Source organism: Actinoallomurus sp. CA-150999 (assembly GCF_050942425.1).
Taxonomy (GTDB): Bacteria; Actinomycetota; Actinomycetes; order Streptosporangiales; family Streptosporangiaceae; genus Actinoallomurus.
Genome location: NZ_CP192063.1, coordinates 5742714 through 5754966 on the forward strand (window position 1 = coordinate 5742714; position 12253 = coordinate 5754966).

13 protein-coding genes are annotated in these 12253 nt (G+C 71.6%); 8 read left to right on the top strand and 5 right to left on the bottom strand.

Features of this window, described 5'->3' with window-relative positions:
* Positions 1 to 34 precede the first annotated feature (34 nt).
* From ACQP2O_RS26460 to ACQP2O_RS26480, 5 genes are all read left to right on the top strand, one after another.
* The gene (locus ACQP2O_RS26460; RefSeq protein WP_433190506.1) at positions 35 to 238 is read left to right on the top strand and encodes a DUF3040 domain-containing protein; all 204 of its coding nucleotides are present in this window, start codon (positions 35 to 37) and stop codon (positions 236 to 238) included.
* A gap of 394 nt (positions 239 to 632) precedes the next feature.
* The gene (locus ACQP2O_RS26465; RefSeq protein WP_433190508.1) at positions 633 to 1208 is read left to right on the top strand and encodes an RNA polymerase sigma factor; all 576 of its coding nucleotides are present in this window, start codon (positions 633 to 635) and stop codon (positions 1206 to 1208) included.
* Positions 1195 to 1983 (top strand): methylated-DNA--[protein]-cysteine S-methyltransferase, encoded by a 789-nt coding sequence (locus ACQP2O_RS26470; RefSeq protein WP_433190509.1) that lies wholly within the window; start codon positions 1195 to 1197, stop codon positions 1981 to 1983. Before ACQP2O_RS26465 ends, ACQP2O_RS26470 begins: the two co-directional genes overlap by 14 nt.
* Positions 1984 to 2091: 108 nt before the next feature.
* A complete protein-coding gene (locus ACQP2O_RS26475; RefSeq protein ID WP_433190511.1) occupies positions 2092 to 3210 on the top strand; it encodes an acyltransferase family protein in 1119 nt (372 codons plus the stop codon).
* Between the two features lie 84 nt (positions 3211 to 3294).
* Entirely contained in the window at positions 3295 to 4089 is a 795-nt protein-coding gene (locus tag ACQP2O_RS26480; protein WP_433190513.1) for an SDR family NAD(P)-dependent oxidoreductase, read from the top strand.
* A gap of 39 nt (positions 4090 to 4128) precedes the next feature.
* On the opposite strand, the gene ACQP2O_RS26485 is transcribed toward ACQP2O_RS26480, so the two are convergent.
* The 3 genes from ACQP2O_RS26485 to ACQP2O_RS26495 form a co-directional block, all read right to left on the bottom strand.
* Positions 4129 to 4884, bottom strand: coding sequence for a nuclease-related domain-containing protein (locus ACQP2O_RS26485; protein WP_433190515.1), 756 nt, complete (start codon positions 4882 to 4884; stop codon positions 4129 to 4131).
* A gap of 316 nt (positions 4885 to 5200) precedes the next feature.
* On the bottom strand, positions 5201 to 5806 hold the full coding sequence (locus ACQP2O_RS26490; protein WP_433190517.1) for a MarC family protein: 606 nt from the start codon (positions 5804 to 5806) through the stop codon (positions 5201 to 5203).
* A 332-nt stretch (positions 5807 to 6138) separates the two neighbouring features.
* The gene (locus tag ACQP2O_RS26495) at positions 6139 to 6678 is read right to left on the bottom strand and encodes a MarR family winged helix-turn-helix transcriptional regulator (protein ID WP_433190519.1); all 540 of its coding nucleotides are present in this window, start codon (positions 6676 to 6678) and stop codon (positions 6139 to 6141) included.
* A gap of 105 nt (positions 6679 to 6783) precedes the next feature.
* On the opposite strand from ACQP2O_RS26495, the gene ACQP2O_RS26500 reads away from it, so the two are divergent.
* The 3 genes from ACQP2O_RS26500 to ACQP2O_RS26510 are packed head-to-tail and all read left to right on the top strand — an operon-like array spanning position 6784 to position 10794.
* Positions 6784 to 8274, top strand: a complete 1491-nt coding sequence (locus ACQP2O_RS26500) for an MFS transporter (RefSeq protein WP_433190520.1) — start codon at positions 6784 to 6786, stop codon at positions 8272 to 8274.
* Positions 8267 to 10249 carry a DEAD/DEAH box helicase gene (locus ACQP2O_RS26505; RefSeq protein WP_433190522.1) on the top strand — a complete coding sequence of 661 codons (1983 nt, stop codon included), beginning with the start codon at positions 8267 to 8269 and terminating at the stop codon, positions 10247 to 10249. Before ACQP2O_RS26500 ends, ACQP2O_RS26505 begins: the two co-directional genes overlap by 8 nt.
* On the top strand, positions 10249 to 10794 hold the full coding sequence (locus ACQP2O_RS26510) for an SWIM zinc finger family protein (protein WP_433190524.1): 546 nt from the start codon (positions 10249 to 10251) through the stop codon (positions 10792 to 10794). Before ACQP2O_RS26505 ends, ACQP2O_RS26510 begins: the two co-directional genes overlap by 1 nt.
* Positions 10795 to 10870: 76 nt before the next feature.
* On the opposite strand, the gene ACQP2O_RS26515 is transcribed toward ACQP2O_RS26510, so the two are convergent.
* Together ACQP2O_RS26515 and ACQP2O_RS26520 are read right to left on the bottom strand one after the other, a co-directional pair.
* Positions 10871 to 11686 carry an alpha/beta fold hydrolase gene (locus ACQP2O_RS26515; RefSeq protein WP_433190526.1) on the bottom strand — a complete coding sequence of 272 codons (816 nt, stop codon included), beginning with the start codon at positions 11684 to 11686 and terminating at the stop codon, positions 10871 to 10873.
* Positions 11687 to 11753: 67 nt separating this feature from the next.
* Complete coding sequence (locus ACQP2O_RS26520) at positions 11754 to 12134, bottom strand: ArsR/SmtB family transcription factor (protein ID WP_433190528.1); 381 nt, start codon at positions 12132 to 12134, stop codon at positions 11754 to 11756.
* Positions 12135 to 12253 lie beyond the last annotated feature (119 nt).

The following is a 12253-nucleotide window of genomic DNA, read 5'->3' on the forward strand; positions in this document are numbered from 1 at the left end:
ATTCCTGGAAATCGTGACCCCCTGGAGGTGCGGCGTGGCGCTCTCAATGGAGGAGGAGCGAATCCTCACCGAGATCGCATCTCAACTCGGCCAGGAAGACCCTCGCCTGGCCGACCGGTTGTCCAACTTCGGGCGTCTGCGCAGGCGGCGGCGCATCCGTGCCGCCGTGGCGATCGTGGTCGCCGTGCTCGTGATCGCCTCGTTGCTGGCCGCGGCCCTGGCCACCGTACCGGTCTGACGAACGACAACGCCCCCGCGGAGATCCTCCGCGGGGGCGGCGCACGTCTGGGCCGGTGTGGTGGTCGCCTCTCGGCGAAAGGCACAACGCGGCTCCTGCTCCGACCGTAGGCCGGACGGTATTCCACGAAGGCGGAAGGTGCGGCCCGGGGACACATGCCACACCGGCCCCACCAGCCTAACCGATCCCAGCGGCCTGCTCATCCGGTGGTTCGGTCGTGTCGAGCATCTCCCAGGCGCATGGCGAGGGCGGCCGGGTCCAAAGACCATGCGAGCCGCCCGCGTCACTCCTCTTCGCCCTGCCCGCCGGCGTCGTGTAGTGATCTACAATGTAAAGGCGGCAGGATGAGAGCGATGGCCCGCAACCCGATGACCCTGACCGGTGTTCTACGAACGTGACCGAAACCGATATCCGCCTTCCGATCGTCACTGCGCTCGCGGAGGACCTCGACACCGGATTCGTCGCGCTGTTCGACGGCTACCGCAACGTCGTGTTCTCCGCCGCGCTGCGGCTCTGCGGTCGGTGGGCCGACGCGGAGGACCTCACGGCGGAGGCGTTCCTGCGCGCCTACCGCGCCCTGGCCGGCTATGAGCCGCAGCGCATCGCGACGCTGCAGCCGCGTCCCTGGCTCATGACGATCCTGGCGAACCTCTGGCGCAACACCGCGCGCTCGGCCGCCCGGCATCCGCCACCGGCACCGCTCGACGACGCGCCTGAAGCGGTCGACCCAGGGGAGCCGACCGAGCGGGTCGCCGAGCGGTCGGAGACGGGCCGGGAGCTCGCCGCGTTGCTCGGCGAGCTCCCGGAGGAACAGCGGCTCGCGGTCGTGCTGCGGCACGTCGCGGACCTGCCGATCGCCGAGATCGCGTCGGTGCTCGGCGCCCCCGAAGGAACGGTCAAGTCCCACATCTCGCGGGGTCTGAAGCGACTCCGCCTGCTCTACCCGGGGAGGTACGATGAGCGCTCTTGAGCCCACCGATCCGCAGGGCCTCGACCGAAACGACCCGCTGGTCGCCGGCCTGTCCGCACTGGCCGCCGACGCGCCGGCGGGCCTGCTCGACCGGGTCGCGGCGCGCTGGGTGCGCGTCGACGCCGCGATCGGCGGCGTGTACGTCGCGATGACCGACCAGGGCGTCGCCTACCTGCGCACCGGACAGGACGAGGAGGACTTCGTCGCCTCGTTCCGCGGCCGGTTCGGCCGGCCGCTGCTGCCGGGCGGCACGCCGCCTCCGGCACTGCGACGGGCGCTGGAGACCGGGCGTCCCACCGGCGTCCGCCTCGATCTGCGCGGGCTGCGGCCTTTCGAGGAGTCCGTGCTGCGCGCCGCCGCGGACATCCCCCGAGGGGAGCTGCGGCCGTACGCCTGGATCGCCGAGCGGATCGGCCGGCCCAAGGCCGTCCGCGCCGTCGGCACGGCGCTCGGCCACAACCCGGTGCCGCTGCTGATCCCGTGCCATCGGGTGGTCCGTTCCGACGGGCAGATCGGCCAGTACGTCTTCGGCGTCCCCGCCAAGGAGCGGCTGCTGCGCATGGAGGACGTCAACCTCGACGAGGTCGGCACGCTGGCGGCGAAGAAAATCCACTTCGTCGGCAGCGACACGACCGGGATCGTGTGCTTCCCCACCTGCCGCGACGCGCGGCGGATCACCCCGGCGCACTGGCACGGCTTCCGTACCCTGGCACAGGCCGAGAGCGCCGGCTACCGGCCCTGCCTGCACTGCCGTCCGGGAGCCGCCGTGTCCTGAGCGCCCGCCGTGCTGGGCGCGGGCCGTTCAGTCGGTCTTGAGCCTCTGTTCAGAAAGACCATGTTGACTGATCCGGTCAGCCATTGTCCCCGACCAGGGTTACTCGTTTTGAACCTCCGCACCGACGCCGCCCGCACCCGCACCGAGCCTGTCCGCAGCGACCCTGCCGGCCCCGCGTCCGCCCGCCACGATCCGGCCCGCGCCGACCGCGACCCCTACTTCGACAACGCGAAGTTCCTCGCCGTCGTGCTCGTCGTCATCGGCCACGCCTGGGAGCCCCTTCGCGGGGCGAACGTCGGCGGTCGGCTGCTGGAGGCGGCGCAGACGTTCATCTACGCCTTCCATCTTCCCGCCTTCATCGTCATGTGCGGGTACTTCTCGCGCGGCTTCCCGGCGGCCCGCGGACGCACCCGCAAGCTCGTCGCCGCGATCGTGGTGCCCTACGTGCTGTTCAGCGTCGCGTACCCGCTGTGGGCCGGGCTGCTGTCCGGCGGCCACGTCGGCTGGGATCCCCTGGAGCCGTACTACCTGACGTGGTTCCTGCCCGCTCTGCTGCTGTGGCGGCTGTCCACGCCGCTGTGGCAGCAGATCCGGTACCCCGTCGCGGTCGCGACGGCGATCTCGATGCTCGCCGGGTTCGTCACCCTGCCGAGCATGCTCAACGCGGCGCAGGTCCTGTCGTTCCTGCCGTTCTTCGTGCTCGGGCTGACCCTGCGGTCACACCATTTCGCTTTCCTGCACCGCCGGGCCGTCCGTGTCGCCGGCGTGGCCGTGCTCCTCCTCGGCGGCCTCACGGCCTACCTGCTCGCGCTCAACGTCGACCCCGAGTGGGTGCACTGGCGGCGCAGCTTCGGCCAGCTCGGCGTCGGCGCGTCGGCGGGCGTGGGGTTCCGGGTCGTCGCGATGGCCGCGGCGCTGATCCTGACCGTGGCGTTCCTGGCGGTCGTGCCCGCCCGGCGCACGTGGTTCACCCGGCTGGGCTCGGCCACGATGTACGCCTATCTGCTGCACGGCTTCGTCACGCTGTACCTGTCCTACCAGGACTGGTACTACGGCATCTCCGGGGAACAGGTCGCGCTGGTGACGGTCGGGTGCGCGCTGCTGGCGGTCGTGCTGTCCGGCGGCACGGTGCGCCGGGGCTTCCGGTGGGCGGTGGAGCCGCGCCTGGACTGGCTGTTCCGCACGGCCACCGCCCGGCGGCCGGCGGCGGACGGCCGGCCGGACTGAGGCGCGGGCGAGGTCACGAGCACCGGGAGCGGCGGCGCCCGGCCCGACCGGGTTGAGGGGCGGCGGTCGGGAAAGGATGAAGCGATGAACATCGATCTGTCGGGCCGCCGGGCCCTGGTCTCCGGGTCCAACCAGGGCATCGGCCTGGCCATCGCCACCGAGCTCGCCCGCGCCGGTGCCGCCGTCGTCGTGAACGGGCGCGGGAAGGGCAGGACCGAGCAGGCGGCCGCCACCATCACCGATCAGCTACCGGACGCGCAGGTGACCGTCGTGGCCGCCGACCTGTCGACCGCCGACGGCACGGCCGAGCTGCACGAGCAAGTGCCCGAGGTGGACATCCTCGTCAACAACCTCGGCATCTTCGGCGCCAAGCCGGTGCTGGAGGTCGACGACGAGGAGTGGCGGCGCTACTTCGACGTCAACGTCCTGTCGGCGGTCCGCCTGACGCGCACCTACCTTCCCGGCATGATGGACCGAGGCTGGGGGCGGGTGATGAACATCGCGAGCGATTCGGCGGTGGTCATCCCGGTGGAGATGGTGCACTACGGCATGACCAAGACCGCGCTGCTGGCGGTCTCGCGGGGTTTCGCCAAGGCCGCCGCCGGTAGCGGCGTCACGGTCAACTCGGTCATCGTCGGTCCTACGCACACGCCGGGTGTCGAGACGTTCGTCAGTGAGCTCGTCGGAGAGGACCTGCCTTGGGACGAGGCCCAGCGCAGGTTCATGCGGGAGCACCGCCCCGACTCCCTCATCCAGCGGCTGATCGAGCCGGCCGAGATCGGCGCCATCGTCGTCTACCTCGGTTCGGAGTACGCCTCGGCCACGACCGGCGGAGCCGTCCGCGCCGACGGCGGCTACGTCGACTCGATCCTGCCGTGAACACGACCGGCAGGGCGGAGGCGCCCTGCGGGCCGGGGGTCAGCGGACGACGATTGCCTGGCTGCTGATCGGCAGCCGATGAGCCGCTTCAGCGATGGTCGCCACCTGCTCGGGGGAGAAGCGGATGCGCTGGCGCCGGATCCAGCTCGGCAGACGGTGCAGGCGGATGAGTGTGACGCCCTCGGCCTCGACGAGGCCCTTGACGAGGTTACCGCCGTGGATGACGGCGACGGCCTCGACGACGACCTCGCCGCCGAGCCGGTCGGCCAGCATCGCGGCGGTGGCGTCGGCGCGTTCGCGGAGCGCGGCGGCCATCTTGGTGCCGGACCGTTCGTCGACGAACAGGGTGTCCTGGTACGCGGCGATGTCCGTGTCCGGGGAGACGGCCTGGTTGTCGATCAGCAGCACACCGGTCGGGCCGATCACCAGATGGTCGATCTGGCCGCGCCCGGGGATGTTCCTGCCTTGTAGGACGCGATATCCGCGCAAGTCGAGGGTGAGGCGCATGACGGCGGAGGTGCGGCGCTCGCCGCGCTGCCCCTTACGCCAGACGCTGGACCCCATCCGCTGACGCAGGTAGTAGAGACTGTCCGCCAGGGCGATCACCGCGGCGGCCACCAGCCCGAACCAGACGTCGACGAAGACCGTGCCGACCACCAGGCCGAGGGCGGCGAGCCCGCCGCGTACCTGGAGCCGCCGTCGCTTCCCCTGCGCCCAGAGTTGCTCGTGCACCGCCTGGGGCGACCCGCCGATCAACGCCGGGTTGTCCGGAACATAGATCGACCGACCGAACATGGCGCGACCCTTTCGCTCGTGGGAGTTTATTATCCCGTGATCTGGGTGCGCGAACTAGGTAGGTGACAACGTTCAACACAAAAGTAACAAATGAAAATTGCATGAAAGCGTGCGGGTGGGCTTGCATGCAACCTGCAGCTCAGGTTCCAGCTGCGGGGACGGGTGTCGCGGCGTCGATTGCGGTACGGTCCCGAACGGTCGCGACGGACGATGAAGACGAAAGCATACTGCCATTCTGCCCGGCGAATGCAGTGGTCCCGAGATCAGCGGAATATCGCCGTATCTTTACGCCGTCCGCCGCAGATTCGGCGGCCGCTCAGGGGTGAGCCGATCGCGCGATGACGCCCATTCCCTCCAGGCCGACGATCAGCAACTCCACCCCGACGGCCGCCAGCAGCAGCCCGAGAAGACGGCCCGCGACCTCGATCCAGGTGCGCGGCACTCGGTGCAGCACGTACGTCAGGGCCAGCATCGTGAGGAGGTTGCTCACGGCGACGGCCAAATAGGCCAAGGCGACGAGCGCCGACCAGAACCATCCCTTGTGGGTCACCGCGAGCACGATGATCGACGTCATCGCGAGCGGGCTGACGACATAGGGGAGCAGCAGGGCCATGAAGCCGTCGGCCGACGACCCGGCGGGCGTTTCGGTGTGGCCGTCGAGGACGAGCCGCAGGGCGTACACGAAGAAGATCGCGCCGCCGGCGATCTCGACGTCCGCATGCCCGATGTGGAACAGGTGCAGCAACGGGTCGGCCGTCATGGCCACCACGACGCCGCACAGCATCGCGGTGACGGTGGTCCGTACGGCCAGGTGACGCAGTGCGCGGCGATCGTGGCCTTCGGCGAGGCGGGCGAAGCTCAGGATGACCTTCGGGGGCCCGGCCACCGCGATGAGGACGGCGAAGACGTCCCAGAGATCCAAGCGCCACATCCCGGCGTCATGCCTGGTCAGGGATGTGCGCAAACCTTGAAGGCAACCGCCGCGCCGCGCGGACCGGCAACCCGCACCGACCGGCGAGCCACGCGGACCGGTAACCCACGCGGACCGGTAACTCGCACCGATCGGTAACCCGCACCGATCGGCAAGCTGCGCGGACCGGCAGGCCGCTGCGGGCCATTACGGCGAAATCCGCTGGCCGGTCCGCGCGTCGACCGCCAGCCGTTCGGTGAGCGCTCGCGCCCACAGCGGTGCCGGGCCGCGCCCACACCTCGTCACGGCCGGTGGCCGCGCGAGGACGGGTCACGCCTTCATCGTCACTCGCGGGCGTCCGGAACAGAAGACCCCGGCCCGCCTCGAGGCCGGCGAATGTCCGCCCGCAACCTGGCGACCTCGGCTCGCGCGCTCTCGCGTCCCGCCTCGACGAAGGTCAGCAGGGAGTGCAGTTGAGCCTCGTCGAAGGTCGCCAGCAGTTCGTGGGTGCGGTCGGTCAGCCCGGCGTAGTAGTCGGCGATCCGTTTCAGGCCTTCCGGGGTCGGCTCGATGAGCACCTTGCGCCGGTCTCGGCGGTCGGGGCTCCGCCGTACGCAGCCGGCGGCGTCCAGCCGGTCGATCATGCGCGAGACCGACCCCGGTGTCAGGCCGACCCGCTCGGCGAGGACGGCGGCGGTGGTCGGCCCGCCCCGGTTGAGGGCGTGCAGGCAGTGGAGGTCGCTGGCAACGACGCCCATCCGCTCGGCGATCAGGTCGTTGAGCTGGACGATCGCGTCCACCCAGTCCGGCAGGGCGTGCACGATCCGTTCGGCCGGATCGGCGCCGTCCGTCTCGCTGCCGCGGTTCGGTTCCCGCTTGGTCATTTGAAAGCGACTCGATTCTTCGGCTATGTTGCGCGACGCAATCATTGTGCGGCGCAACATGTGTGCGACGCACGCCCATGCTCTCATCCCACGAGGAGCCGGCTCATGCCGACCACGACCGCCCCCGCCCCGCCCCGGGGCGCGCAGGGACGGACCCTGGCCCTGATCGCGCTTCTGCTCGCGGCGTTCATGGACCTCATCGACGTCACGATCCTCAACGTGGTGCTGCCCTCGATCGAGAAGGATCTCGGCGCGAGCCCGGCGCAGCTGCAGTGGATGCTCAGCGGCTACAGCCTGGCTCTGGCGCTGGGCATGATCACCGGGGCTCGGCTCGGCGACATCCTCGGGCACAAGAAGATCTTCCTCATCGGCGTGAGCGGATTCGCGGCCGCGTCGGCCCTGTGCGGCATGGCGCCCGGCCCGGACCTCCTCGTGGCGGCGCGGGTGCTCCAAGGTCTCGCCGCGGCGGTGATGATTCCGCAGGTCCTCTCGCAGATTCAGGTGATGTACGCGCCTCATGAACGGGGTGGCGCGATGGCGGCGTTCTCCGCGCTCTCCGGGCTGGCCGCGACAGTGGGGCCGATACTCGGGCCCGCGCTGCTCGCCTGGAACCTCGCAGGTTTGGGATGGCGCCTGGTGTTCTGGGTGAACGTTCCGGTGGGAGTCGTCACGGTCATCGCGTGCCTCAGGTCGCTGCCCGAGAGCCGTGCGCGTCACGCGGTGCGCATCGATGTCACCGGCGTCATCGTCTCGACCGTCGGACTGATGCTGGTGCTCTACCCGCTCATCGCGGCCTCCGACCGGGGAGACCGGCCGGTCTGGACGTATCCGTCGATCACGGCGGGCGTGCTCACGCTGGCGGGCTTCTGGGCGCATCAGCGCCGTGTCGGCGCGCGCGGCGGAGATCCACTGGTCCAGGTCTCCCTGTTCCGGTTCCGTTCGGTGTGCGGCGGCCTGCTCGTGCAGGCGCTCTTCTTTGTCCCGACCATGGGCTTCTTCCTGGTCGTCACGCAGTTCCTCCAGGTGGGGATCGGAGCCGGGCCGATGACGGCCGGGCTGACTCTCCTGCCGTGGTCGGTCACGGTCGCGGTCCTGGCCGGCGTCTCCGCGGCGGTGCTCCTGCCGAGGATCGGGCGCGCCACGGTGCAGATCGGGCTCGTCCTGCTGGCTGGGGGATTCGCGGCGATCGCCGTCGTGGCCGGCGGGGCCACGGCCCATACCGGTTGGAGCGACCTCATCTGGGGCGTCCTGATCGGTGGCGCCGGCATGGGAATGATCGTCGCGCCGCTGGCCCAGCTGACGCTGGGCGACGTGCCCGTCGGCGACGCGGGGTCGGGGTCCGCGCTGTTCAACACCGTGACGCAGTTGGCGGCGGCCGTGGGGGTGGCGATCATCGGCACGTTCTTCTTCGCCCGTGTCCGCGGGCTGAACGGCGCGAGTCCACGTGCCGTTCTCGCCGAGCGCTTCGGCGACGCGCTGGCGGCCTCCCTGTGGCTGGCGACGGGCTTGCTGGCCATCGCGTTCGCCGCCACCTTCCTGCTGCCGCGCCGGCCGATTGGCGTGGCTCCGAGCGGAGGTGCGCCGTCCGATGACTGATCCGGTGGCCGGCGCGACACGGCGCCCCGACGCGCCCGCGCGGGAGGCGGGTCGTCCTGGCGTCCTCCAGGCGACCTTCATCCCTGAAGAGAGCGCCATGGCGTGGTGGGGCGTGCGGGAGCCGACGGACCTGCTCGCGGAGACCGGACTGCCGCCCGGGCGGCCGGCGGTCGGCCGGTTCGCCGTCCCGGTCACGGACGGCGCGGCGGAGGCGATCGCCCCGCGGGAGGTGCCCGTACGCCTCGCCGACCTCGAGGGCGCGCTTCCGGCGCTGCGCGCGCTCGATCGGCGGCACCGGGCCGAGACCGCTCTCGGCGCGTCCGTATGGGCGTGGCGGGAGGCGGCGCTGCTGGCCGGCGACGACCGGGGCGAGGACGACGCCGGAGTGCCGGGCGGCGACGACCGGGGCGAGGATGCGTTCGGAGCGCTCGCCGCCCGCATGCCCACGGCGGCGCACTGCGTGCTGGACGCGGACGGCACCGCGATCAGCTCGGCGGCGGCCCTGCTCCGAAGGTTCCGGCAGATGGTCCTCACGCACCGCGAGCTGGGTGCGGCGGCGGTGCGGGCGGACCTGCGGCCGTACCAGGTCACCGGCGTCTCCTGGCTCCGGGCGCTGCCCGAGAACGGCGGGGGAGGGGTCCTGGCGGACGAGATGGGGCTAGGCAAGACCCTGCAGGCCATCTGCCTGCTGGCGACCCGGCAGGGACCTCGGGCGACCGGCCCGCACCTGGTCGTCTGCCCGACCTCGGTCGTCGGCAACTGGGCGCGCGAACTGGCCCGTTTCGCGCCGGAGATCCCGGTCATCGGCCACCACGGTCCCGGGCGCGGACTGCCGGATCCGCTCCCGCCCGGCACGGTGGTCATCACCAGCTACAGCGTCCTGCGCGCCGACGCCGCGACGCTGACGGAGATCTCGTGGGACGTCGCGGTGTTCGATGAGGCGCAGCAGATCAAGAATCCGGAGGCCCTCGCGACGAGGACCGCCGCCCGGACCCCGGCCAGGCTCCGCGTGGCGATGACCGGCACTCCGGTCGAGAACCGTCTCGACGAGCTGTGGTCGATCCTCAACGTGACCAATCCCGGGCTGCTGGGCGGCCGGGCGCGGTTCCGGCAGCGGTTCGGCGTGCCGATCGAACAGCGCCGCTCGGCGACGGCCGCCAAGAGGCTTGGCGCGCTGGTGGCGCCGTACGTCCTGCGGCGCACGAAGTCCGACGTCGCCGCCGATTTGCCGCCGAAACAGTTCGTCACGGTCGCCTGCTCGCTGACCGGGGAGCAGGCGCGCCTGTACCGGGACGCGGTGGACCGGGCGTTCGCGGACGGCCTGGGAACGGGGGCGGCGCGCCGGGGCCGCGTGCTGGCCCTGCTCACCTCGCTCAAGCAGATCTGCAACCATCCGGCGCAGTTCCTCGGCGACGACGGCGAGCTGGCCGGCCGGTCCGGCAAACTCGACCGGGTCACCGAGATGCTGTCGGAGATCGTCGAGGACGACGACCGTGCCCTGGTCTTCACCCAGTACCGCGTGATGGGCGAACTCCTTGCCCGTCACCTCGCCGACGTGCTCGGGACACCGGTTCCGTTCCTGCACGGTGGCCTCGGCGTCCGGCGGCGCGACGCACTCGTCGACGCCTTCCAGACCGACGACGCCGCGCCGCCCGTCCTGCTGCTGAGCCTGCGGGCCGCCGGCTTCGGGGTGAACCTGACCCGGGCCGGGCACGTCGTCCACTACGACCGATGGTGGAACCCTGCGGTCGAGGACCAAGCCACCGACCGGGCCCACCGCATCGGCCGGCGCGGACCGCTCACCGTGCACACGCTCGTCACCGGAGGCACCGTCGAGGAGCACATCGCCCGCCTGCACGACGCGAAGCGCGCGCTCGCCGGCGCCGTGTCCGGGGACGCCGCGGCGGCCCTCGCCGAGCTGCCCGACGAGCGCCTCCGGGCCGTGCTGGCGCTCGGCGAGGAGGGGGTGCTCTGATGCCCGCCGAGTTCGGCGCCACCCTGTGGGGAAGGGCCTGGCTGCGGACGGTCGAGCCGACGACGGTCTCCCGGCCGAACCCGCTGCTGCCGAAGGCCCGCAGCCTCGCGCGGAACGCCGCCGTCACCCTTCGTACGGCCGAGGCCGGCCGGCTCGACGCGGAGGTGAGCGCCCGTGGCGTCGTCCACCGCGTCGCGATCGAGTTCCCCTGCTGGAGCGACGAACTGAGCGCCGAGGTCACCGGTCTTGTGGCCGACGCGGCACCGGTGCCCGGGGACCTGCCCGACGGACTCGAAGCCGCCTTGACGAGGCGGGGCACGGACATCGCGGCTCCCGTCGGCGAACGGGTCGCCGACTGCGGATGCGGGGCGGGCGACGGCCCGTGCGCGCACGTCCTGGCGGTCCTGTACGCACTGGTCCAGCGTATCGACGAGACACCCGCGCTCGCCGTCGAGCTGCGCTGCCGCGCGCCCTTCCGCGCGGCGGCCGATCCGGACTGGATCCCACTGAGCGACGTCCCGGTCGAGGGCTTCTACGGCACCTGAGCCGACCGACCGGAGCCGCCCTCCAACAGAACCTGAGCGGGTCAGCCGGAGCCGCCCGGCAACGGACCTGAGCGGGTCAGCCGGCGCTGCCTTCCAGCGGGACCTCGGCCGGCTGGCCGGAGCTGCCCTCCAGGAGCACTCGGGCCACCACCTGCGGGTCGTCGGACATCGGGACGTGCCCGCACCCCTGGAGCCAGACGAACCGGGCGTGCGGCAGCGTCTGCTGGGCGCGGACGGCCTGGCCGGCCCGCAGGAGACGGTCCCGGGTTCCCCAGGCGATCGTCACCGGGACGTCCTGGACCTTGCCGCGGAACGTCGACCGGCGGCCGGCGCGCAGGGTCGGTTCGAACCCGGTCGCGCCGCGCAGCGCGGCGGCGTCAGCCAGCAGCGTGTCGATCGCGATGAGGTCGGGCCGCCCGTAGAGCATCCCGAACATCAGGGTGCGCAGCCGCGGCGAGCGCGCCAGCAGGCGCATCGTCGCGGCGGGAACCCCGGCGCCGAGGCGGCACGCGCGCAGCACGAGCGCCGCGTACCGGAGCTCGAGGGGCGTGAAGAACCCGGCGGGGGACAGCGCGGTCACCGAGCGCGCGAGCCCGCGGTCGGCGGCCTCCAGCGCGAACAGCCCGCCGAGGGAGTTCCCCGCGACGTGCGGGCGGTCGAGGCCGAGCCGTTCGGTGAACTCCCGCAGCACGGTGATCACGCTGTCGAGGTCGTACGGGGTGCCGGGTGGGAGCGGCGGCGACGCGCCGAAGCCGGGCAGGTCCACCGCGATGACGTCGCGTTCCTTGGCGAGCAGGTCGATCACCGGCTCCCAGGCCTGCCAGCGGTGGCCGATGCCGTGCATGAGCAGCAGGGGCGGGCCGTCGCCCCGTCGTTCGAAGACGATGTCCACGCGCCGAGCGTAAGCCCGAAGTTACCGCTTGGTCACTATGACGACGCTCACGTCTAACCAAGTCCGCTCAGCCGGACTCCGGGGTCCAGGCGATCACCAGGTCCACCAGACCGGGGAAACGGGCGTCCAGGTCCTCGACGCGGACGTGGCTGCGGCGTTCGAGGCCGTACTGGCGCTGCCTGATGACGCCGGCCTCGCGCAGCGCCCGGAAGTGATGGGTGAGGGAGGACTTCGGCCGGTCCAGGCCGAACCAGCCGCAGGGGTGGTCGAACTCCTCGCGGTCGAGCAGGAGCTTGCGGACGATGCGCAACCGCAGCGGGTCGCTCAACGCGCCCAGCACCGTCTCCAGGCGCAGGTCGTCGACGGCGGGTTCGGGCAGTGGCGGTGGCGTGCCGGGCGGCTCCGGCATCACCGTCACGGCCGGCCTCGCCTGCGCGGTCACGGACATCGATGGTTCCCCCTTCGTCACGACCGCTTGTACGAGTTGAATCGTACAGCCTGCTAAGTTCGACTCCGTTCGTACAAGTACGACTTAACTCGTACTGATGCTCGGCGAGAGGAATCCCC